Genomic DNA, 24,164 nt, shown 5'->3' with positions numbered 1-24,164 from the left:
CTTCTCGATTCTGCTGTGGCTTTTGCGGCTAGTGTATCAGAATCGCTTTAGTCACGGCACAATAAGGCATAATGGATCAAACGAGTAACGATAAGGGGCGCAAGTGAAACAGGATCTGGCACGCATTGAGCAGTTTCTTGATGCCCTGTGGTTGGAAAAAAATCTGGCAGAAAATACGTTGAACGCATATCGTCGCGATCTGTCAATGATGGTGGAGTGGTTGCATCATCGTGGACTGACGCTGGCAACGGCGCAAAGCGGCGACTTACAGGCATTACTGGCAGAACGGCTGGAAGGCGGGTATAAAGCCACCAGTTCCGCTCGTTTGCTGAGTGCGGTGCGCCGATTGTTCCAGTATCTTTATCGCGAAAAGTTTCGTGAAGACGATCCCAGTGCGCATCTTGCTTCGCCAAAATTACCCCAGCGTCTACCGAAAGATTTAAGTGAAGCGCAAGTCGAAAGGTTATTGCAGGCGCCGCTGGTTGATCAGCCTCTGGAGCTACGCGACAAAGCGATGCTCGAAGTGCTGTATGCTACCGGATTGCGTGTCTCTGAACTTGTAGGGCTGACGATGAGCGATATCAGCTTGCGTCAGGGGGTGGTGCGGGTAATTGGTAAAGGCAACAAAGAACGCCTGGTGCCGTTAGGTGAAGAGGCAGTTTACTGGCTGGAAACCTATCTGGAACACGGGCGACCGTGGTTGCTAAACGGTGTGTCAATTGATGTACTGTTTCCCAGCCAGCGTGCGCAGCAGATGACGAGACAAACTTTCTGGCATCGCATTAAACATTATGCCGTGCTGGCGGGGATCGACAGCGAAAAGCTGTCGCCGCATGTGTTGCGTCACGCCTTTGCCACCCATTTGTTAAATCATGGTGCGGATTTACGCGTTGTGCAGATGTTGCTGGGTCATAGCGATCTCTCGACGACTCAAATTTATACGCATGTCGCTACTGAGCGTCTGCGGCAACTTCATCAACAGCATCACCCTCGGGCGTGATAGCTGAAAAGAACGGGATGATTTATGAAGAAAGGTTTTATGTTGTTTACTTTGTTGACGGCGTTTTCTGGCTTTGTTCAGGCGGATGATGCGGCAATACAACAAACGTTAGCCAAAATGGGCATCAAAAGCAGCGATATTCAGTCCGCGCCCGTTGCTGGTATGAAAACCGTGCTGACTAACAGCGGCGTGCTGTATATCACCGATGACGGTAAACATATCATTCAGGGGCCAATGTATGACGTTAGCGGCGCGGCACCGATCAACGTCACCAACCAGATGTTGTTAAAGCAACTGAACGCGCTCGAAAAAGAGATGATCATCTACAAAGCGCCGCAAGAAAAGCACGTCATCACCGTGTTTACCGACATTACCTGCGGCTACTGCCACAAAATGCATGAGCAGATGGCTGACTATAATGCGCTGGGGATCACCGTGCGTTATCTCGCGTTCCCGCGTCAGGGACTGGAAAGCCAGGCGGAGCAACAAATGAAAGCCATCTGGTGTGCAAAAGATAAAAATAAAGCCTTCGATGACGTAATGGCAGGCAAAGCCGTTACCCCGGCAAGTTGCGATATCGATATTGCCGACCATTACGCACTTGGCGTACAGCTTGGCGTTAGCGGAACTCCGGCAGTTGTGCTGAGCAATGGCACACTGGTTCCGGGTTATCAGCCGCCGAAAGAGATGAAAGAATTCCTCGACGAACATCAAAAAATGACCAGCGGTAAATAATTCGCGTGAAACAACAGATACAACTTCGTCGTCGTGAAGTCGACGAAACGGCAGACCTGCCCGCTGACCTGCCCCCCTTGCTGCGGCGTTTATACGCCAGCCGGGGCGTGCGCAGCGCGCAGGAACTGGAGCGTAGCGTTAAAGGTATGCTGCCCTGGCAGCAACTGAGCGGTGTCGAAAAGGCCGTTGAGATCCTTTACAACGCTTTTCGCGAAGGAACACGGATTATTGTGGTCGGTGATTTCGACGCCGACGGTGCCACCAGCACAGCTCTGAGCGTGCTGGCGATGCGTTCTCTCGGCTGTGACAACATCGACTACCTTGTACCGAACCGTTTCGAAGACGGTTACGGCTTAAGTCCGGAAGTGGTCGATCAGGCTCATGCGCGTGGCGCGCAGTTGATTGTAACGGTTGATAACGGCATTTCTTCCCACGCAGGTGTTGAACATGCTCGATCGTTGGGCATTCCGGTTATTGTTACCGATCATCATTTGCCTGGCGAAACTTTACCTGCGGCGGAAGCCATTATTAATCCCAATCTGCGTGACTGCGAGTTTCCGTCGAAATCGCTGGCAGGCGTTGGCGTAGCGTTTTATCTGATGCTGGCGTTACGCACCTTTTTGCGCGATCGGGGTTGGTTCGATGAACGTGGTATCGCAATACCGAATCTGGCGGAATTGCTGGATCTGGTGGCGCTGGGTACGGTGGCGGATGTAGTGCCGCTGGACGCCAATAATCGTATTCTGACCTGGCAGGGGATGAGTCGCATCCGTGCCGGGAAGTGCCGTCCGGGGATTAAAGCTCTACTGGAAGTGGCAAACCGCGATGCACAAAAACTCGCTGCCAGCGATTTAGGTTTTGCGCTGGGGCCGCGTCTCAATGCCGCCGGACGACTGGATGATATGTCCGTTGGCGTGGCACTGTTACTTTGCGACAACATCGGCGAAGCGCGCGTTCTGGCTAATGAGCTTGATGCACTAAACCAGACGCGAAAAGAGATTGAACAGGGAATGCAGGTCGAAGCACTGACTTTGTGCGAGCAACTGGAGCGTAGCCGCGATACGCTGCCTGGCGGGCTGGCAATGTATCACCCTGAATGGCATCAGGGCGTCGTTGGTATTCTGGCTTCGCGCATCAAAGAGCGTTTTCATCGTCCGGTTATCGCCTTTGCGCCTGCGGGCGACGGTACATTGAAAGGTTCTGGGCGCTCCATTCAGGGACTGCATATGCGCGACGCGCTGGAGCGGTTAGACACGCTCTACCCTGGCATGATGCTCAAGTTTGGCGGTCATGCGATGGCGGCAGGATTGTCACTGGAAGAGGACAAATTCGAACTCTTTCAGCAACGCTTTGGCGAACTGGTTACCGAGTGGCTGGATCCGGCATTATTACAGGGTGAAGTGGTTTCCGACGGCCCGTTAAGTGCAGCGGAGATGACCATGGAAGTTGCGCAACTGCTGCGTGATGCCGGTCCGTGGGGGCAGATGTTCCCGGAACCGCTGTTTGACGGTCATTTCCGCCTGCTGCAACAGCGGCTGGTGGGGGAGCGCCATCTGAAGGTCATGGTTGAACCGGTCGGCGGCGGCCCGCTGCTGGATGGTATTGCTTTTAATGTTGATACTGCCCTCTGGCCGGATAACGGCGTGCGTGAAGTTCAACTGGCCTACAAGCTGGATATCAACGAGTTTCGTGGCAACCGCAGTCTACAGATTATCATCGATAATATCTGGCCACTTTAGCGTCGTCTTCTCTATAAAAAAGAGTGTGGATTGGGTACAATCCCGCTCTTATCACCGCATTTTGACTAGCTCAATAAAAGAAATCAGACCATGTTTGAAATTAATCCGGTAAATAATCGCATTCAGGACCTCACGGAACGCTCCGACGTTCTTAGGGGGTATCTTTGACTACGACGCCAAGAAAGAGCGTCTGGAAGAAGTAAACGCCGAGCTGGAACAGCCGGATGTCTGGAACGAACCCGAACGTGCGCAGGCGCTGGGTAAAGAGCGTTCCTCTCTCGAGGCTGTTGTCGATACCCTCGACCAAATGAAACAAGGGCTGGAAGATGTTTCCGGTCTGCTGGAACTGGCTGTAGAAGCTGACGACGAAGAAACCTTTAACGAAGCCGTTGCTGAACTCGACGCCCTGGAAGAAAAACTGGCGCAGCTTGAGTTCCGCCGCATGTTCTCCGGCGAATATGACAGCGCCGACTGCTACCTTGATATCCAGGCAGGTTCCGGCGGTACGGAAGCACAGGACTGGGCAAGTATGCTTGAGCGTATGTATCTGCGCTGGGCAGAATCGCGCGGTTTCAAAACTGAAATTATCGAAGAGTCAGAAGGTGAAGTGGCGGGTATCAAATCCGTGACTATCAAGATCTCCGGCGATTACGCTTATGGTTGGCTGCGCACAGAAACCGGCGTTCACCGTCTGGTGCGTAAGAGCCCGTTTGACTCCGGCGGTCGTCGTCACACGTCGTTTAGTTCCGCGTTTGTTTACCCAGAAGTGGATGACGATATTGATATCGAAATCAACCCAGCGGATCTGCGCATTGATGTATATCGCGCGTCCGGTGCAGGCGGTCAGCACGTTAACCGTACCGAATCTGCGGTGCGTATTACTCACATCCCGACCGGGATTGTGACCCAGTGCCAGAATGACCGTTCCCAGCACAAGAACAAAGACCAGGCCATGAAGCAGATGAAAGCGAAGCTTTATGAGCTGGAGATGCAGAAGAAGAATGCTGAGAAACAGGCGATGGAAGACAATAAATCTGACATCGGCTGGGGCAGCCAGATTCGTTCTTATGTCCTTGATGACTCCCGCATTAAAGATCTGCGTACCGGGGTTGAAACCCGCAACACGCAGGCAGTGCTGGATGGCAGCTTGGATCAATTTATCGAAGCAAGTTTGAAAGCTGGGTTATAAGGAACCAACATGTCTGAACAACACGTACAAGGCACTGACGCGGTAACCGATCTTAACAATGAACTGAAAACACGTCGCGAAAAGCTGGCGAACCTGCGCGAGCAGGGGATTGCCTTTCCGAATGATTTCCGTCGCGACCATACTTCTGACCAACTGCATACAGACTTCGACGGTAAAGAGAACGAAGAGCTGGAAGAGTTGAACATCGAAGTCGCTGTAGCTGGTCGCATGATGACTCGCCGAATCATGGGTAAAGCTTCTTTCGTTACCCTGCAGGATGTCGGTGGTCGCATTCAGCTGTATGTAGCTCGTGATGATCTGCCGGAAGGCGTTTATAACGATCAATTTAAGAAATGGGATCTTGGCGATATTATCGGCGCAAAAGGTAAGCTGTTTAAAACCAAAACCGGCGAACTGTCGATCCACTGCACCGAGCTGCGTCTGCTGACCAAAGCACTGCGCCCGCTGCCGGATAAATTCCACGGCTTGCAAGATCAGGAAGCGCGTTATCGTCAGCGTTATCTGGATCTCATCTCTAACGATGATTCCCGCAACACCTTTAAAGTGCGCTCACAGATCCTCTCTGGCATTCGCCAGTTCATGGTGAATCGCGGCTTTATGGAAGTTGAAACCCCGATGATGCAGGTGATCCCTGGCGGTGCGGCTGCGCGTCCGTTTATCACCCATCATAACGCGCTGGATCTCGACATGTACCTGCGTATTGCGCCGGAACTGTATCTTAAGCGTCTGGTGGTTGGCGGCTTTGAACGAGTGTTCGAAATCAACCGTAACTTCCGTAACGAAGGTATCTCCGTACGCCATAACCCAGAGTTCACCATGATGGAACTCTATATGGCTTACGCGGATTACAAAGATCTGATCGAACTGACCGAATCGCTGTTCCGCACTCTGGCGCAGGATATTCTCGGTAAGACCGAAGTAACCTACGGTGATGTGGTACTGGACTTCGGTAAGCCGTTCGAAAAACTGACCATGCGTGAAGCGATTAAGAAATATCGCCCGGAAACCGACATGGCAGATCTGGATAACTTCGACTCTGCGAAAGCGATTGCTGAATCTCTCGGCATTCACGTTGAGAAGAGCTGGGGGCTGGGTCGTATTGTGACCGAGATCTTTGACGAAGTGGCAGAAGCGAATCTGATTCAGCCGACCTTCATTACTGAATACCCGGCTGAAGTTTCTCCGCTGGCGCGTCGTAACGACGTCAACCCGGAAATCACCGATCGCTTTGAATTCTTTATTGGCGGTCGTGAGATTGGTAACGGCTTTAGCGAACTGAACGATGCAGAAGATCAGGCGCAGCGTTTCCTGGATCAGGTTGCGGCGAAAGACGCAGGCGACGATGAAGCAATGTTCTACGATGAAGATTACGTTACTGCGCTGGAACATGGTCTGCCGCCGACAGCAGGTCTGGGAATTGGTATCGACCGTATGGTTATGCTTTTCACCAACAGCCATACTATCCGCGACGTTATTCTGTTCCCGGCGATGCGTCCGGTAAAATAAGTATTACGCGTAAGCACATAACCCCGGCAACCGTCGGGGTTTTTTATTTTAGCTGCGTAAATGCAGACAATTGTTTTCTGGCTTCGCTATTGGCTGCCTGCATCACCATCCACGGGCTGAACGCCCACGGCGTAGCATCAATACCGTGTAATACATCTGCTAAATCACACCATTGATAATCCATCACTTCATCATTGTTGGGCTGTAACTCGTTGATTACGCGAGCGGCAAATACCGGGCACACTTCATTTTCGACAATGCCACTCGGATCGGTAGCGCGATAGTGAAAGTCAGGATAGACCAGTTCTGGTGATGTTATTTCCACACCCAGTTCAAAGCGGCAACGGCGGATCACTGCGTCTTCGTTGCTTTCTCCCAGTTGTGGATGCCCACAAACCGAGTTTGTCCACACACCCGGCCATGCTTTTTTGCTCAGTGCGCGGCGGGTAACTAATAATTGCCCTTTGGCATTAAACAGCCAACTGGAGAACGCGAGATGTAAGGGGGTATTTGCCGTGTGTGCAGCATATTTTTCCAGTGTACCCGAAGGGACTCCCTGTGCATTCAGTAAAATGACGTGTTCCGTTTGCATAATTTCTCACATGTAATTCTAATCACTCGTCATTATAGATAACAGAAGTGTTAAATGATTAACCAAGTGAGCGTTTATCGACAACCGCCCGTTTTGAGCGGATGCCGACAGAGAAAGACCATTTAAAAAAGCAACATCATATATTTGAAGCGGCTTTCAATAGCCATTGCAACGCAGTCAGAAATGACAGGAATGGAGATCATTAAGAGTAATAACAGACTGAATATAGCGCGCATTAAAAGATTCATATTATTCTCCATGCTCATTTTTCTTCAGCTTGCGCATCAGAAGCCACATACGTACTGTCCTGACTTTTAGATCTTTATCAGAGACGGATTCCTTCACCAGGTCAGCATGATGCTGATAGCCATTAAAGAAGACGTTCAGCACAACGGCGCTAAGGGTTGCGAGCATAATGCCGCTATGCAGCAACGGTTGCAGTACGGCCGGTAATTTAGAAAAAAAATCGTGAGAAAGCGTCGGAGTCATGCCAACGCCGAGACTGATTGCCACAATATAAAGGTTGTAACGGTTGGTGGTGTAGTTACAGCGCGACAGAATCCGAATCCCTGTTGCCAGCACCATGCCGAACATCACCAGCCCCGCGCCGCCCAGCACAAATTGCGGAATGGAAGCCACCAGCACCGCCATTTTCGGCACCATGCCGAACAGAATTAAAATAATCCCCGAAGAAATACACACCCAGCGGCTATGAACGCGCGTCACGCTGACCAGACCGACGTTTTGTGAAAAAGATGTATGCGGAAAACTGTTAAACGTTCCGCCGATCATGGTTCCTACGCCATCCACGCGCAGCCCGCGAATAATGTCGTGCGAAGAGAGCTTACGACCGACTATTTCACCCAGTGCCAGGAACATCCCCATCGACTCAATAAATACGATGATGAGAACTGCGGTCATGGTCAAAATAGAAACGGGGTCGAAAATCGGCATACCAAACGACATCGGCGTAACAATCGCAAACCACGAAGCATCATGCAGCCCGGATAAATTGACTTCATTCATCATCCATGAAAGTAAAAAGCCAAATACAATCCCCAGTAATACGGCAACATTGGACATAAATCCTTTTGCATAGCGAGTAATAAGCAAGATGAAAATTAAGACTGCGAAGGAGATTCCTAAATAAACGGGATTACCATATTGCGGATTTCCTTTACCTCCCGCAGCCCAATCAATGCCCACCTGAATAATACTCAGCCCGATAGAGGTAATAACCACACCGGTAACCAGCGGTGGAAACAAAGGCATTAAGCGACCAATAAGCGGCGCTAATAATGTGGTGATAAATCCGGCTGCGATGGTTGCGCCAAAAATCCCCAGCAGCCCGATATCCGGGTTCATCCCGATAGCTATCATTGGCGTTACAGCTGCAAAGGTCACTGACATAATAACGGGCAGGCGAATCCCCATAAAACGACCGATGCCAATGCATTGCAAAAGTGTGACGATACCGCAGCAAAAGAGGTCGGAGCTAATAAGCATCGCTATCGCCTCTTTGGTAAGGCCGAGTCTGTCACCAATCATCAGTGGTACAGCGACTGCGCCTGCATACATCACAAGTACGTGTTGCAGACCGAGTATGATCAACTTTCCTGGTGATAATATGCGGTCAACCTCATCGGTGGGGCGGTCTTGCCCTGAAGATGAGGGAAGTTGGGAATCTATGGCGCTCATCAGTCATTCTCCTTTCGCTCGCCAGAGTGAAATGCAACCGTTTACGTTAATAAAACTGTTTAATGACATGCTCGTGGGATGCCAGTTTTAACGAGGAAGGGAAGTTATAGAATGGAAATGCGGAGGCAATCACATAATCCTGGTTAAACCGAGAAAATGAGAAAAGAATAAGACAATGGAATTATCTTTAATTTTCTCATATTGATATGTCTTTAATCATTCTGGCATGTTGCACTCTCGCATTTAATGCTTTTGAGTTGGATTACTCTGTTTTCAGCGATGGAGTTTAATTAATGAAAGCGGCACAGATTGAGGGGTAATAATTTGACCTCAGTCGCAAAATATCATTAAAGCGGACACATTTTATAATATATGCCCGTTTATTGCATCGCGACATTTGAGAAGACATAACTCATCAAATGAAAGGGATGCAAATGAATAAGTTTATCGCTGCTGAAGCTGCGGAATGTATAGGCTGTCATGCCTGTGAAATTGCCTGTGCGGCGGCACACAATCAAGAAAACTGGCCGCAGAGCTACAGTGACTTTAGACCCCGTATTCACATTGTTGGGAAAGGCCTGCACGCGAATCCGGTGGCCTGTCATCATTGCAACAATGCCCCCTGCGTTACGGTTTGCCCGGTAAATGCTCTGACTTTCCAGCCTGATAGCGTACAACTGGACGAGCAAAAGTGTATTGGTTGTAAAAGATGCGCAATCGCTTGCCCCTTTGGCGTAATCGAGATGGTCGGTTCTATTGCGCAGAAATGTGACCTTTGTAACCAGCGCAGTTCCGGCGCGCAAGCCTGTATTGAGGTCTGCCCAACGCAGGCGTTAAGGCTGATGGATGATAAAGGATTACAACAGATAAAGATGACCCGCCAGCGCAAAACGGCAGAAGGAAAGGCGTCATCAGATGCTCAGCCATCTCGCCGTGCAGCGTTGCTCCCCGTTAACCCGCGTAAAGGTGCAGATAAAATTTCAGCGAGTGAGCGTAAAACCCACTTTGGCGAAATCTATTGTGGACTGGATCCGCAACAAGCAACTTATGAGAGTGACCGCTGTGTTTATTGTGCCAAAAAAGCCAACTGTAACTGGCATTGTCCGTTGCATAACGCCATTCCGGATTACATCCATCTGGTACAGGAAGGGAAGATTATTGAAGCGGCAGAACTCTGCCACCAGACCAGCTCCTTACCAGAAATCTGCGGCAGGGTATGTCCGCAGGATCGGCTTTGTGAGGGCGCATGTACTTTGAAAGATCACTCTGGCGCAGTCTCTATCGGCAATCTGGAACGCTATATTACTGATACTGCGCTGGCGATGGGCTGGCGTCCCGATGTCAGCCAGGTCGTTCCGCGTATGGAACGGGTAGCTGTGATTGGTGCCGGGCCAGCAGGACTGGGGTGTGCCGATATCCTGGCACGCGCAGGAGTTCAGGTCGATGTCTTTGATCGCCATCCAGAAATTGGCGGTATGCTGACTTTTGGCATTCCTCCTTTCAAACTCGATAAAACGGTATTAAGCCAGCGGCGAGAGATATTCACCGCAATGGGAATTGACTTTCATCTTAACTGTGAAATTGGCCGAGATATTACCTTTAGCGATTTAACTTCTGAATATGATGCAGTTTTCATCGGCGTGGGGACTTACGGGATGATGCGAGCAGATCTGCCGCATGAAGATGCGCCCGGTGTCATTCAGGCTCTACCGTTCCTGACTGCCCATACCCGCCAGCTCATGGGATTGCCGGAGTCTGAAGAGTATCCGCTGACGGACGTAGAAGGTAAGCGAGTTGTCGTATTGGGGGGCGGCGATACAACAATGGATTGCCTGCGCACATCCATTCGCCTGAAGGCCGCCAGTGTGACCTGTGCTTATCGGCGTGATGAAGTCAGTATGCCCGGCTCGCGAAAAGAGGTGGTTAATGCGCGTGAGGAAGGCGTTGAGTTTCTGTTCAATGTTCAGCCGCAATATATCGCTCTTGATGATAACGGGCGCTTAAAGGCGGTGGGCTTGATTCGTACCGCAATGGGTGAGCCGGGGCCTGATGGTCGCCGTCGTCCACGTCCGGTGGCGGGATCTGAGTTTGAACTGCCCGCCGATGTGCTGATTATGGCCTTTGGCTTCCAGGCACATGCCATGCCGTGGTTGCAGGGCAGCGGCATTAAACTTGATAAATGGGGTCTGATAAAAACCGGCGATGCAGGGCATTTATCCACCCAGACGCATCTGAAAAAGGTTTTTGCCGGTGGTGATGCCGTTCATGGTGCGGATCTGGTCGTCACCGCAATGGCCGCAGGAAGACAGGCGGCACACGATATGTTAGCCATGTTTAATACGAAGGCGTCGCGATGAAATCGTTAATTATCGTTAATCCAGCTGACTGCATTGGTTGTCGTACTTGCGAAGTGGCTTGCGTGGTCGCCCATCCGTTAGAACAGGAGTTGAATGCGAGTTTCTTTCTCCCACGTTTAAAAGTGCAGCGTCTGAACAACATTAGTGCGCCGGTGATGTGCCATCAGTGCGAAAACGCCCCTTGTGTTGGCGCTTGCCCCGTGCAGGCGCTGACGATGGGCGAACAGGTGGTACAGGCAAATTCTGCCCGCTGTATTGGCTGTCAGAGTTGTGTCAGTGCGTGCCCGTTTGGGATGATCACTGTTCAGTCTTTGCCCGGACATACTCGCCAACTCATCGTGAAATGCGATCTCTGTGAACAGCGGGAAGAGGGGCCAGCCTGCGTTGAATCTTGCCCAACGCAGGCGTTGCAGTTGATGACTGAGAGAGAACTCAGGCAAATCCGCCAGCAGCGTATTGCTGCCAGCGGCGAGAATCCTCTCTGATAGAAATCTCCGCGCTGAAAGGCGCGGAGAATCTCTTAAATAGCCCAACCACCAGCGTAAAAAGCGACCAGGGCGACGGTAATGATAACCGTACCAATATTCAGTTTTTGCCATTCGCGAGCAAAGACGCGACCTACAACCAGCGTCACAAAGCCCAGCATAATACCGGTAACGATATTGCAGGTCAGGACGATGAACACGGCACACACCAGTCCGGCCATTGCATCAATAAAGTCGTTGAAATCCAGCTTCGAAACGTTGCTTAACATCAGTAGACCAACGTACATCAGTGCAGGGGCTGTGGCATACCCAGGGATCAGAAACGACAGCGGAGATAAAAACAGAATCAACAGGAACAATGCACCAACCACGGTAGCGGTCAAACCGGTTTTGCCTCCGGCGGCGGTTCCTGCCGCTGATTCGATATAAACTGCCGCAGGTGCCGCACCCACTAAACCGGAGAATATTGAGCTAACCGAGTCACTGGTCAGGGCTTTGCCACCGTTGATTATTTGGTTGTCTTTATCCAGCAGATTCGCCTGACCGGCTACTGCACGGATGGTGCCGGTGGCGTCAAACACAGCAGTCATCACTAATGCCAGTACACTCGGAAGTACGGTTGGCTGGAGCGCGCCCATAATATCCAGGCTGAAAATCAGAGATTTTCCATCTTCGCCAGTCAGACTCGGCATTGCCACCAGACCGTGGTATTTCACCGCCGGATCAAAAATTAAGCCGATGATCGAGATGGCGATAATGACCAACAAGATCCCACCAGGTACGCGGCACTTCTCCAGGCCGAAAATCACCGCTAATCCCAGCAAGCTCATCAGCACTGGGAAAGAGGTAAACGCACCAAGCGCAACTGGTAAGCCTTCAATCGGGTTTTTGATGACCATACCTACGCCGTTAGCGGCAATCAGTAGCAGGAACAGACCAATACCGATACCTGTACCGTGCGCAATACCCATTGGTAAATTGCGTAAGATCCAGGTTCGCACGCCAGTTACGGAGATAGCGGTAAATATCAGCCCCATCAGAAAGACCGCCCCTAGTGCTACCGGAACGCTAATTTGTTGCCCAAGTACCAGGCTGAATGCAGTAAATGCTGTCAAGGAAATGGCGCAACCAATCGCCATTGGCAGGTTAGCCCATAACCCCATCAGCAGAGAGCCGAAGCCTGCGACCAGACAGGTGGCAACGAAGACCGCTGCGGGAGGAAAACCTGCTTTACCCAGCATTCCCGGCACTACGATAACGGAGTAAACCATAGCGAGGAATGTGGTCAGACCCGCCAGTACCTCCTGGCGAACGCTGCTGCCACGAGCGGTAATTTTAAAATAATTATCCAGCGCGCCCTGTGGCTTTGGTGCGTCCGGTGTTTGTAGGATGTCTCCAGACATAATGATGTCCTCACGAGGTTTATTATTAGTTACGTTCGTACACCAGACGACCATCAACGTAGGTGCGATAGATAGAACGGTCATCGCCCAACGTCATCATCACGAACAATTTGTCGACTAAAGAAACAGAGTTGTCATAGCGCAGTTGCTGCAGCGGTGTGGCGGTAGGTTCCATCACCACGAAATCAGCCTCTTTGCCTGGTATAAAGTTGCCGATCAGATCGTCAAGCCCCAGAGATTTCGCGCCACCGAGCGTGGCAAGATAAAATGCTTCATATGCTGAGAGACGATAGCCCTGTAGCTGCAATACTTTGTAGGCTTCGTTCAGTGTTTGCAGCATGTTGAAGGTGGTTCCTGCGCCAATGTCAGTCCCCATGCCAACTTTGACTTTCTTATTCCATGCTTTTTTCAAGTTGAATAAGCCGCTGCCGAGATAAAGGTTGGAGGTTGGACAAAATGCGATGCTGGATTTAGTTTCGCTGAGACGATCCCACTCTTTTTCTTCCAGATGGACGCAGTGAGCAAAGACGCAGTTTTTACCTGTCAGGCCATACTGGTGATAAACATCCAGATAGCCATCATGTTCAGGATAAAGCTCTTTCACCCAGGCAATTTCATCTTTGTTTTCACACAGATGGGTATGTATCCACGTATCGGGAAACTCTTCTTTCAGGCGTTGCGCCATTGCCATCTGTTCGGGAGATGAAGTCGGTGCGAAGCGCGGCGTAATGGCGTATAACAGACGTCCATTTTTGTGCCAGCGTTTGATCAGTTCTTTGCTTTGGTGATAGCTGCTTTCTGCGGTATCGAGCAGATAATCCGGCGCATTGCGATCCATCATCACCTTGCCGGCAATCATGCGCATATTGATATGACTGGCGGCTTCAAACAACGCATCAACGGATTGCGGATGAACGGTCCCAAACACTAGCGCCGTGGTTGTGCCGTTGCGCAATAACTGTTTGATGAAAAATGCCGACATTTCGCGGGCATATTCTAAATCCTCATAACGACGCTCTGTGGGGAAGGTGTGTTTATTCAGCCATTCCAGCAACTGCTCGCCATAGGCACCGACCATTTCACTTTGCGGATAATGGATATGTGTATCGACAAAGCCCGGTACTATCAGTTTGCCGCGATAGTCGCGAACGCGAATGGTGTCAGGAATTTGATGCTTTCCGTCCTCCCATTTGCCAAACCATTCCACTTTCCCTTGTTTAATGAGCAGTAAACCATCCTCAATAAATCGCAGCGCAGAGGCGATCTCTTCCGGGTTATCGACTGTACGGGTGACATCAATAAAACTGCCTCGTACTGCTTTTAACGTGTGTTCTCCTGACATCATTGACTCCTTTACTTTTAATCCATCTCTTCCGCTGAGGTAATACCAGGCAGAACGTTTTCCTGTCGGTAGCCACCAGGGAGAATAATATTTAATAAAATCGCAGTTAACCCGCCTGCACAAATAGGGTTTTCAACTAATACATAAATAGAGGCAGGCAATATTTTAAAAATTTCGGGATCGTAGGAAACACCAAGACCTAAACCTAATGAGGTGGCGACGATAAGTGTTTCACGGCGTTTTAAGCCATTGGTGATAATGATGCGGATACCGGCAATGGCAATCATGGAAAACATTAACGTCATTGCGCCCCCCAGAACTGCCGAGGGGATAGTGGTGAAGAAGCCGCCGATCATCGGAAATAACCCGAGGATAACCAACATAACCGCGATGGTTCGCCCGACATAACGTGAAGCGACGCCAGTCATCTGAATAACCCCATTATTTTGCGCAAACGTGGTTAGCGGTAATGAACCGACAGCGGAGGCGATAACAGAGACCAGGCCATCTGCCAGCACGCCACCTTTCAGTCGTGACTGATATTCGTCACCCTGAATAGGACGGCGGGAAACCATTGCCGTGGCGGTGATATCGCCTACTGCCTCCAGTACGCTAAGCAGATAAATAGTGCCAACCACCAGGAACTGATGAAAGCTGAAACTAAACCCGTATTTGAACGGATGTGGGATAGTGATTAACGGCAGGTTGCGCATACTGCTGAAATCCACCATGCCAAGACATAACGACGCGATATAGCCGACGCAAAGCCCGATGGCGATCCCGCCCATGCGTAGCAACGGACTACGGCAGCAGTTAAAGCCGATCACCACAATCAAAACCAATAAACCAACGCCGAGATGTTCGTAATTGCCGAACGTACCGCTGCTTTTGGCTGCAAATCCACCGCCAAAATCGATAATGCCGACTTTAATCAGGCTTAAGCCGATCATCAGCACCACAATGCCGCTGACGGTGGGGGTGATAACCCGACGTAGATAAGGCAGGATAAAAGAAGAACCGACAACCAGAAATGCGCCGACGAAGGAAACGCCAAGCAGCGACGACATGATTAATTCTTCGTGGAAACCATCGCTTTTCATGCTGCTGCCCAGCGCAATCATGACGGTAACAAATGAAAAATTGACTGACTGAATGGAGAGTAAACCGGAACCCACGATGCCATAACGGTTTACCTGTAACCATGTTCCAATGCCGGAGGCGATCATTGCCATTGAAACCAGATAGGCGGTTGTTTCTGCGGAAAGTTGTAAGGCCGCACCCACAATTAATGCGGGAGTCACCATCGGAACGAAAATTGCTAACAGATGGGTAATTGCGCCAACAATAGCCTGATGAAAGGGAGGACGATCCTCCAGTTCAAATATAAGGTCGGAACCTGCATGGTTTATATCAGACATCCCTTCACTCCTTTTAAAGTAAATTTGATCATCTGAATCAGTAAAATAAATACCCACGAATTTGGGGCGCAGGACGCCTTGAGAACGGCTTATCTCATTTTCGCAGTTACTATTTAGTCATCGTTCAAACAGAGAAACAGGCCGCTGAAGCGGTAACAGATTGTTGATAAATCGCGCTTTGTTCATGCCGGATGCGGCGTGAACGCCTTATCCGCCTACCAAATCATGCTAACTCAATATATTGCAGTCGACATGTAGGTCTGATAAGCGCAGCGCATCAGGCCATTTCGCGTTTGTCAGCAATCCAGGCCGCCGAAGCGGCCATTTATTACTTATATTTTTTCCAGCGCGGTGAGTATTTTCTCCGGCGTGAAATGCCATTCGCGTAACCAGATGCCGCAGGCATCGTGAATTGCGGTAGCTATTGCTGGTGCTGCGCCATTTACGCCAATTTCCGAGATAGACTTCGCCCCGAACGGGCCGACTTTATCGTCGCTCGGTACTAGTACGGCACGGAAATCACGCGGGATGTCACCAATTTTCGGTGCGCCGTAACTGCGTAAATCGCGGGTTAACGGGTGACCTTCGGCGTCATAAATGATTTCTTCGCTCATACTGTGTCCGATAGCACGCAGGGTAGCGCCGTAGATTTGTCCCAACGCTAACTCCGGATTGACCGGCGTACCGCAATCCAGCAGGGCGTAGAATTTGTCCAGGCGGATTTCACCGGTACGCGTGTTAACGGCAACTTCGGCAAAGTTTGCGCCATACGGGAAGGCGAAATCAGGCGTGATGTAACTGGCTGTTCCCACCAGTGAACCAAAGCCAGTACCGGTTTCGCCTTTATGGGCAATATCCCCGAAACTCACTTCGCCTTTCTTACCGCGCACGACGCCCGGCGTTGCCAGTTGAACATCTTCCAGTGGCTCACCCAACATTTGTGCACCGTGGAACAGGATTTTCTCCCGCAGATTTTCCGCTGCCATACGCGCCGCGTTGCCTGAGAAGCAAGTACCGGATGAGGCATACGCGCCTTTATCAAACAGCGCATGGTCGGTGTCACCGGAGATAACATGCACGTCCTGCGGCGGGCAATGCAGCACTTCTGCCGCCAGTTTGGTCACCACAGTATCCAGGCCGGTTCCGATATCTGCACCACCGGAGTGAACGATAAAGGTGCCGTCTGATTCCAGTTTGATCATGCAGTTAGCCTGATCGATATCCGGGATCCCTGATTTCTGCATGATAATGGCAACGCCACGACCGATGCGCCAGTCACCATTTTGCGGTTTCGGTGAAGACCATTGAATCATCTCGCGACCCTGACGCAGGATCTCTTCCAGCGCGCAGCTGGCGGCGGATGGAACGGATGTCGGTGCTTTACCTTCACCGATTGCACCGAGGATTTTCAGCTCTTGTCCTTCGTGTACCCGGTTTCGTTCGATAATTTCCAGTTGGTCGATCTGTAACTGTTCAGCCAGCTCCGCTAATGCCATGGTGATCGCGAAGTTACCTTTCGGTGCGCCATAACCTTGATAAGCACCATTTGGGCAAATGTTGCTGTAGTAGGTGGTGACCTGGAAATCGACGTTATCGCACGGATATAACGGCAGCGACAGCGCCGGTCCGTTACAGGGTACAGTGAGTGAATGGTTGCCGTAAGGACCCGTGTTAGCACGGAAATCCATCTTCACTGCCGTCAGGCGACCATCTTTTTTCGCTCCCAGTTTGACAGTGACTTTCGCGACGTGACGAGAAGTGTTGGCAATAAACTCTTCTTCACGGGTGTAGCGAAACAGCACCGGGCGCCCGGTTACGCAGGTTGCCCATGCGCACACTTCTTCCAACAGAATGTCTTGTTTAGAGCCGAAACCGCCGCCAACGCGCTCTTTAATGACATGAACTTTATGTTGTTTCATACCTACAAGGCGCGCAACCTGGCGGCGTAAGTGCCACGGTACTTGAGTGGAGGCGTGAATAACCAGCCGATCGCCATCCATACGGGTAAAGCAGATATGTGTTTCAGTCGGGCATTGCTGCGCCTGAGTTGAGTTATAGGTTCGCTCAATGATCACATCGGCATCGGCGAAGCCTTTATCCATATCGCCAATATGTCCATGAATACTGGCGGCGATATTTTTGCGTGGGCGAGAACCGATAGGGAAGTTAATGATCATATGCTCGCCGCGCTGGGCTGCATGGCTGTTATCATCTTCCAGAGTATCTGGCGCACCAGCCACATACACCACCGGTTCATCGTGTACGACAGGCGCATCTTCCGCCATTGCCTCGTCAATCGACATTACCGGTTTAAGCACTTCATATTCAACGTCAATGAGCTTCAGTGCTTCGAGCGCAATTTCTTCACTTTCAGCAACGACCGCAGCAACGCGATCGCCGACGTGACGCATTTTCTTGCCGAACATGCGGCGGTCAAGTGGTGACGGTTCCGGCGCGCTCTGACCACCAGGGGTGTAATAGATGTCCGGGCAATTCAGGTGAGTAATAACGTGAACGACGCCCGGTAAAGCTTCGGCTTTGCTGACATCCAGATGGGTAATCAGTGCGTGAGCGTGTGGGCTACGTAACATTTTAATGACGCAGGCGTCAGCCGTTACGCGGTCTTCAACATAGCAGGGTTTCGCCTGCACCATTTTCGCGGCATCAGTTTTAGGATAGTGCTTACCAATGACTTCAAGGTCGTCGCGGAAAGTCGGGGCGATATCAATCGTGGCTTGTGGGTTATTTTTACGCGCAACCGCCAGTTCGACGACCTGGTAGTATTGTTGCCAGCCTGCATCGCGGCTGAACAGACCAGAAAGCGCGTCGTCGATCTCTTCACGGGTAGGTGCGGCGATGCGATCAAGAAGATCGGTAATAATCAGAGCCGCAGCCGGATCGTTATAACCGGACTGCACCACGCCGACATCAACCATTGCCTGCTGAACCAGACTTAACTCGTTCCATTTGCCCAGCGATTCTGCGGTACGAATGTCTGCTTTTTCTAACTGTGCGGCAATAAGCAGGGATGCGTTGACGATATTACCGTTAAAGATAATTGCGTCAGAACCGGCAAAACCGAAACCATCATCACTGTTACGTACAGAGTGCATTCCCATGTTAAACAACAGCTTTTGCACGTTTTCGCCAGGATTAACGGTTAGCGCCTGGGGCGCGCCATTTAAAGTAAAGTGGATAATCATACGGCTTCCTCCCCAGCCTGTTGGCAGTCGGCATACAGGTCGGCTACCAGAACTCCCGTGATATAGCGTTTATAGGCCACGCTGCCCCGCAAATCTTCCTGCGGGAAAATGGCGTTGGCGACGGCCTGCTCCAGTACATTACCTTCCAGATTTTGTTTTTCGACATCGTGCAAACGCAGTGCTTTACTGGCGACGCCATCCAGCGCAATTCGCATACCGTCGTGGTCGGTTAACGCAACGGCCGCAGTCACCACCGTTAACCCAGCCTGGGAACGGCTAATTTTGCGAGTCGCGCAGGTGCGATACGGATCTTTAATGATGATTTCCGTCAGCAGACGATCGCATGGGCAGGACAGGTAGTCCTCAATTGACAGCGTTTCACCATTGCCAAAAACCAGTTCAGCATCCAGTGCCAGCAAGACGGGAAGCAACACCGACTCTTCCTGCCGGGCGGCGATTTCGCCACCAATGGTCGACTGATTACGAACATGGCGAGAGTAGACAAAGCCGAGGGCCTCGCGCAAAGCTGCAGGAATAAATCGCGCATCACGCAGTGGCTGCAAGCGAGACATTGCGCCAATACGCAGTGCGCCGTTATCCCAGTCAACCCAGTCCAGCTCCAGATCCTGCAAGGAAATGGCAATCTTTTTATCGGTACGGGTTGGTGTGGCGTTGAGTTTGCTGCCCCCGGCAAACCAGACTGCTTCATCCTGGTAGCGGCGCTTCAGTTCCAGCGCCTGTTCGACAGAGTCGGGTCTGAAAAATTGTTCAATCATCTTCTTTCCTTATTTAACCCTCTTCCCTGAAGGAAGAGGGTATCTGTCATTTATGCCAGCGCATCCATCCGACGCCACATACCGGCGGCGGCTTTTCTGGCTTGCGCATAAATGGAATCGCAATCGAAGTTAAACTGACGGTCTTCATAGACCATCACACCGTTGACCATCACGCTGTGAACGCTGCCTGAACCCATGCCGAAAGCGATATGACCGGCGATATTGTCCGCCAGCAACGGCGTTGGCGAGTTGTAATCGCAAATGGTTAAATCGGCTTTATAACCGGCTTCCAGCAGGCCGAATTTCGCACCAAAGTTGCGACTCATTAGTTCGTTGCCGTTAGTCAGGGCTTTGGCAAAACTGTCAGGCCACAGCGGACCACCAGCGTCACGATGTTTAAAGAAGGCGAATTTCATCTCTTCAAACATGTCTGAACCGATGCCGTCGGTTCCCAGCGCCAGATTGCGGATATCGCTAAGATGATGGTTGTAACCAACATGGTTATTCATGTTGGAGCGGGCGTTATGTACCAGGAACGCGTCACGCTGATTAAGCAGGGCGATATCCTCTTTCGACAGATACAGGCCGTGGGCGACCAGCGTTTTGCTATCGATAAGATCGAATTGCGCCAGCCGTGCCAGCAGATCTTTGCCGTACCAGTGGTGACTGTGAGAAACGTCGTAAAGATCTTCAGCAGCGTGAATGTGTAAACCACGCCCGGTGGCTTTTACGGCTTCGCGCAGCATTTCCAGACCTGCATCCGGCACAGTAAACGGCGCGTGAGCACCAATATGCGCTTCGACCAGATATGGCTCGGTAGCCGCTTTCTTCGCGTCGTCAATCTGACGGGCGAAACGGATGTTTTCTTCTACACCTTCCTGTAACTCTGTGATGCCGTTGTTACGGTCAGTGGTTTCAAAACAGGTCATCGCACGCAGGCCAACTTTTAAAAATGCGTTGCGCAGCGTCGAGAGCGACCCGCCGATATAAGCCGGGGAAGCATGGTGATCGATAACCGACGTGCATCCGCTCTTGATTGCTTCGAGTGAACAAATCAGCCCGCTGTAATAGAGCGACTCTTCATCAAGGGCACGATCGAGCCGCCACCAGAGATTTTTCAGCGTTGAGATGAAATCCGGGCAGGGGGCGATGTTCGCCATAATTCCGCGCGAAAGTCCCGAGTAAAAATGGTTGTGCGAGCAGACAATCCCAGGCATCACAATCCGGCCATGCATCTCTTTGTAGCTGGCGTCAGGATAACGCTGCGTCAGAGTATCGCCGATCGCGACAATCACATCATTTTCGATGGCGATATCGACGCCTTCCTGCACTTTTGCCGGGTGTAACTGCACTGCGGTGACATTCTTCAGAATCAACATGATTACACCTCCACGCGGCCCAGCAGATAATGATGATGCTGGTGGACATGGCTGATAATGCGGCACATATCGTTCAGCTCTGGCGGTACGTTGTCGAACTGACCTTCGCTATTGATGTTCAACACCCAACTCTGGTTATTCAGACGGACACGTACACGCTCATCTTCCACCAGGAAGCCTGGATTGCTGCTGTTATCAAAGTCTTGCGACAGACTAAAGATGGTGATTTTGTCTTTGTACGGTTTACCGTTCCACGGGCAGAACTGGGCGCAGTTGCCGCATTCGTTGCAGTAAGCGTCAAGGTGCAGCGTCTGGAAACGGTTCTGGAAGCCAGGGACGGCAATTGAGACGTTGGCGCGGTTCGGGCAGACATCTACACACTTGCTGCAAACGTAGTTACATTCAAGGCAGCGAGCGGCTTCCTGGGCGACAAACGCGTCGCGATCGTCGCTGTTCACCAGGGTGACTGAGATATCACCTTTACGTTGGTAGATTTCCGCCGGGTTGACGTTGTTCCAGTGTTTATCGTTCTGGTGGGAGCGAATATTTTCCCGACTAAGGATGGCATCGGTAGCCCGACGAGCGGTGCCAACTGCGGCAACGATAGAGGACGGTCCGCGCTGTACGTCACCGATCATAAAGACGTCAGTCAGGCGGGTCTCACCGTTATGGTCGACATCAGGCCAGCCGTTTTTGTCCAGCGGCACGCCCATCGCATTCAGGGCTTCAGTATCCTGCTGTTCGCCAATGGCGGTGATCAGGCTGTCTACGTGCAGCGTTACCGTTTCGCTGGTTTCAACCGGACGGCGGCGACCTTTCTCATCAGGTTCGCCAAGCGACATGACGCGCAACGTTAAGGTGCCATCCGCATCAAAACGTTCTGGGTTATTGAGGAAACGGAACTCTACGCCATCGTGTAGTGCTTCTTCATACTCTTCGCGCCATGCTGGCATCTCTTGCAGTGAACGACGGTAAACGATAGTCGCTTTTTCTACGCCCGGCACGCGTAATGCCGCGCGGGCGCAGTCCATTGCGGTGTTACCCGCACCGACAATCACCACATGTTTGCCCAGCTTGAGCGCCGTTCCTTTGTTGTACTCACGCAGGAAGGGGAGGGATTTCCAGACATTCTGGTTGTCGCCAGCCAGTTTCACACCGCTGTTTTTATCGGTGCCGGTGGCAATCAGAACATAGTGGAAACCCTGATTTTTTAACTGTTCGACGGTCAGATCCGGTGAGCAGTCATACTCAAATTTCACGCCGTGATCGGCAACAAAATTGATATCGTGCTGAATCAACTCAGCAGGAATACGGAATTGGGGAATGATATTTTTCACCACGCCGCCGGCGTTAGCTTCGCGTTCAAACAGTGTGACCGGATGCCCCGCTCTGGCAAGGAAGTAACCTGCAGCCAGACCCGCAGGACCCGCGCCAATGACGGCAACCGGATGGCGAGAACCAGAACCCGCTGGTTTGTGCCAGCGTTGTTTGTATTCATCCCAGCCTTTTTCCAGGGCGACTTTTTTCAGTTCGCGGATATTCAGCGCACTGTCGTAATCCAGGCGGGTACAGTTGTACTGGCACTGGTGATCGCAAATGTGACCAGTAATGGCGGGCAGGGCATTACGTTGGTAGATGAGTTCCAGCGCGTCGGCATAACGATGTTCGCCCAACAGTCGAATGTATTCCGGAATATCCTGTTTGATGGCGCAGGCAGTGACACAGGGGGCAACGTAGCAGTCGGTCAGCGGCAGGTCTTCTGCCACTTCTATCCGCTCTTCTGGCTTCCAGTGTTTCTGGGTGTATTCCATGGTCAGCGCATCTGCGGCCAGCTTGCTCAGTCGTTCCACGTCAACGTGGTCAAGTCCCCAGGCGTCGGAGCCTTCCAGCTCGCGCATACAGGCACTTAAACGCAGATAGCCGCCTGGTTTCAGCAAGTCGGTTGCCATGGTGATTGGGCGAATGCCAGTATCGAAAATATCGCGGATAGTCAGCTGGCTGGCACCACCGGAATAAGAAATTGGCAGTTTGCCGTCAAAGGCGCGGGACAGAACTGCTGCGACATTGATAGAGAGCGGGAACAGCGCACGACCGGACATATACATCTCTTCACCGGGCAGTGCGCCTTTGTTATTGATGGTGCCGAGAGTGTTAGTCAGTTTGACGCCAAAGCCGAGTGATTTTTCTTTTGCCAGCGCCATCAGGCGTTCCAGCATTTCCAGCGCCTGCGTCAGCTTGAGGTCGTGATCAAATGACTCTTCTTTTAAGCCGATGTAATCGAATCCACATCCATCAAGAATCTCACGAACACGCGCGTACCCCAGTAAGGTCGGGTTGAGTTTCACAAAGGTGTTCAGCTCTTTTTCTTCCAGCATGTAGCGGCAAATGGCTTCGATTTCATGCGGAGGGCAGCCGTGCATGGTGGAGAGGGTAACGCCTTGTACCATGCTGGTGGGGATACGGGCTGGCAAGGCCTGCAAGCTTTCACGTTTTTCTTGTAATCCGTGACGGGCTAAAAATGCGTCATCGAGGAGGAGTTTATTCAGCGTATCGCGGTATTGAGCGAATTTCGGATGGTCAGATGCGTCCATCATATTGTCGATGAACTGCTGCATCGGCGGCTGCTTAATGCCTTCGAGGTTGTAACCGACGCTCATATTAAAGATGAACGATTTACCGGAGTCAGAAGGCTGGAACATCGCTTCGAGAAGATGCAGGGCAAACCAGGCTTTGAGGTATTCATCCCAGGCTTTAAGCAGGGTAAATTCGGTGGACCATTCGGTGTTAAAGCACTCATCTTCGGCGTCGATACAAGGCTTTTCCAGCTCCAGACGATCAAGAATCTGGACGGTTTTTAGTTCGATGAAGCGTCCGCCAGTCAGCCAGGAGGTGACGATGTTTTGCGCGAGTTGCGTGTGCGGACCAGCGGCAGGGCCGACGGGGGTGGCACAGGTTTCACCGAAGACGCCGACAGATTTACCTTTTACGGGTGAGTAAAACTGTTGCTCAGGAATACCAAAGATTGAGCGTTGTTGTTGGTATTCATCAAATATGCGCGTCAAAAGTTCCTCAAACGGAATGGGACGCATAATATCCCCCATAACCCTCTCCTTAGCTTATACAGATATCATTGAGTAACCGGTATTGATAAATCCGGTGGTTTAAGGAGACAGAGCAACAATCGCACCACTATTGCCAGGTTGGTCCTGAAATATAAAAAAATGTGAGGCGCCTCGAAACTTAATGGTTTTTTGTGAATGATCTCACAGGTGCTAAATGAGAATTAAAATCACTACTGAGAGTTATTATTGTCAGGGCTTT

18 protein-coding genes are annotated in these 24,164 nt (G+C 51.2%); 8 read left to right on the top strand and 10 right to left on the bottom strand.

The features are described 5' to 3' along the window. Positions 1-103 precede the first annotated feature (103 nt). The 5 genes from xerD (at position 104) to lysS (ending at position 6,190) form a co-directional block, all read left to right on the top strand. Complete coding sequence (gene xerD, locus WES_RS04410) at positions 104-1,000, top strand: site-specific tyrosine recombinase XerD (protein WP_000806649.1); 897 nt, start codon at positions 104-106, stop codon at positions 998-1,000. 24 nt (positions 1,001-1,024) lie between these two features. Continuing rightward, positions 1,025-1,735 carry a bifunctional protein-disulfide isomerase/oxidoreductase DsbC gene (gene dsbC / locus WES_RS04415; RefSeq protein WP_016159666.1) on the top strand — a complete coding sequence of 237 codons (711 nt, stop codon included), beginning with the start codon at positions 1,025-1,027 and terminating at the stop codon, positions 1,733-1,735. 5 nt (positions 1,736-1,740) lie between these two features. Then, entirely contained in the window at positions 1,741-3,474 is a 1,734-nt protein-coding gene (gene recJ / locus WES_RS04420; RefSeq protein ID WP_000813172.1) for a single-stranded-DNA-specific exonuclease RecJ, read from the top strand. Positions 3,475-3,564: 90 nt separating this feature from the next. Beyond that, a protein-coding gene (gene prfB, locus WES_RS04425; RefSeq protein WP_001701073.1) for a peptide chain release factor 2 occupies positions 3,565-4,663 on the top strand; the annotation gives its coding sequence in 2 pieces (ribosomal slippage) (positions 3,565-3,639 and positions 3,641-4,663; 1,098 coding nt in all). 9 nt (positions 4,664-4,672) lie between these two features. After that, a complete protein-coding gene (gene lysS / locus WES_RS04430; protein ID WP_000003093.1) occupies positions 4,673-6,190 on the top strand; it encodes a lysine--tRNA ligase in 1,518 nt (505 codons plus the stop codon). Between the two features lie 43 nt (positions 6,191-6,233). Here the strand turns inward: lysS and idi are convergent, their stop codons facing one another. Then, positions 6,234-6,782 (bottom strand): isopentenyl-diphosphate Delta-isomerase, encoded by a 549-nt coding sequence (gene idi, locus WES_RS04435; RefSeq protein ID WP_016159665.1) that lies wholly within the window; start codon positions 6,780-6,782, stop codon positions 6,234-6,236. A gap of 54 nt (positions 6,783-6,836) precedes the next feature. Between idi and WES_RS24145 the strand changes: the two genes are divergently transcribed. Next, positions 6,837-6,908, top strand: coding sequence for a hypothetical protein (locus WES_RS24145; RefSeq protein WP_123056740.1), 72 nt, complete (start codon positions 6,837-6,839; stop codon positions 6,906-6,908). On the opposite strand, the gene yqfG is transcribed toward WES_RS24145, so the two are convergent. Together yqfG and uacT are read right to left on the bottom strand one after the other, a co-directional pair. After that, the gene (gene yqfG, locus WES_RS04440; protein ID WP_016159664.1) at positions 6,905-7,030 is read right to left on the bottom strand and encodes a protein YqfG; all 126 of its coding nucleotides are present in this window, start codon (positions 7,028-7,030) and stop codon (positions 6,905-6,907) included. The two genes, WES_RS24145 and yqfG, sit on opposite strands and share 4 nt — an antisense overlap. A gap of 1 nt (position 7,031) precedes the next feature. Then, complete coding sequence (uacT, locus tag WES_RS04445; protein ID WP_010347966.1) at positions 7,032-8,480, bottom strand: urate/proton symporter UacT; 1,449 nt, start codon at positions 8,478-8,480, stop codon at positions 7,032-7,034. A 434-nt stretch (positions 8,481-8,914) separates the two neighbouring features. Between uacT and ygfT the strand changes: the two genes are divergently transcribed. Then, positions 8,915-10,837 (top strand): formate-dependent uric acid utilization protein YgfT, encoded by a 1,923-nt coding sequence (gene ygfT / locus WES_RS04450; protein WP_016159663.1) that lies wholly within the window; start codon positions 8,915-8,917, stop codon positions 10,835-10,837. Then, positions 10,834-11,322, top strand: coding sequence for a 4Fe-4S dicluster domain-containing protein (locus WES_RS04455; protein WP_016159662.1), 489 nt, complete (start codon positions 10,834-10,836; stop codon positions 11,320-11,322). Before ygfT ends, WES_RS04455 begins: the two co-directional genes overlap by 4 nt. Positions 11,323-11,357: 35 nt before the next feature. Here WES_RS04455 and ghxQ read toward each other — a convergent pair whose 3' ends face one another. From ghxQ to ygfK, 7 genes are all read right to left on the bottom strand, one after another. Then, positions 11,358-12,725, bottom strand: a complete 1,368-nt coding sequence (gene ghxQ / locus WES_RS04460; protein WP_000012142.1) for a guanine/hypoxanthine transporter GhxQ — start codon at positions 12,723-12,725, stop codon at positions 11,358-11,360. A gap of 25 nt (positions 12,726-12,750) precedes the next feature. Next, positions 12,751-14,067 (bottom strand): guanine deaminase, encoded by a 1,317-nt coding sequence (gene guaD / locus WES_RS04465; RefSeq protein ID WP_010349348.1) that lies wholly within the window; start codon positions 14,065-14,067, stop codon positions 12,751-12,753. Between the two features lie 17 nt (positions 14,068-14,084). Further along, positions 14,085-15,485 (bottom strand): xanthine/proton symporter XanQ, encoded by a 1,401-nt coding sequence (gene xanQ, locus WES_RS04470; protein WP_001280174.1) that lies wholly within the window; start codon positions 15,483-15,485, stop codon positions 14,085-14,087. Between the two features lie 332 nt (positions 15,486-15,817). Next, entirely contained in the window at positions 15,818-18,688 is a 2,871-nt protein-coding gene (locus tag WES_RS04475; protein WP_016159659.1) for a molybdopterin-dependent oxidoreductase Mo/Fe-S-binding subunit, read from the bottom strand. After that, entirely contained in the window at positions 18,685-19,464 is a 780-nt protein-coding gene (gene ygfM, locus WES_RS04480; RefSeq protein WP_016159658.1) for a molybdopterin-dependent oxidoreductase FAD-binding subunit, read from the bottom strand. Before ygfM ends, WES_RS04475 begins: the two co-directional genes overlap by 4 nt. A 50-nt stretch (positions 19,465-19,514) precedes the next feature. Next, a complete protein-coding gene (gene ssnA, locus WES_RS04485; RefSeq protein WP_016159657.1) occupies positions 19,515-20,843 on the bottom strand; it encodes a putative aminohydrolase SsnA in 1,329 nt (442 codons plus the stop codon). Positions 20,844-20,845: 2 nt separating this feature from the next. Further along, entirely contained in the window at positions 20,846-23,944 is a 3,099-nt protein-coding gene (ygfK, locus tag WES_RS04490) for a putative selenate reductase subunit YgfK (protein WP_016159656.1), read from the bottom strand. Positions 23,945-24,164: the final 220 nt, after the last annotated feature.

The sequence above is a fragment of the Escherichia sp. KTE31 genome (assembly GCF_000407925.1).
Lineage (GTDB): Bacteria > Pseudomonadota > Gammaproteobacteria > Enterobacterales > Enterobacteriaceae > Escherichia > Escherichia ruysiae.
The sequence above is the reverse complement of the archived record's forward strand: the minus strand, read 5'-3'. Positions and strand labels throughout refer to the sequence as shown.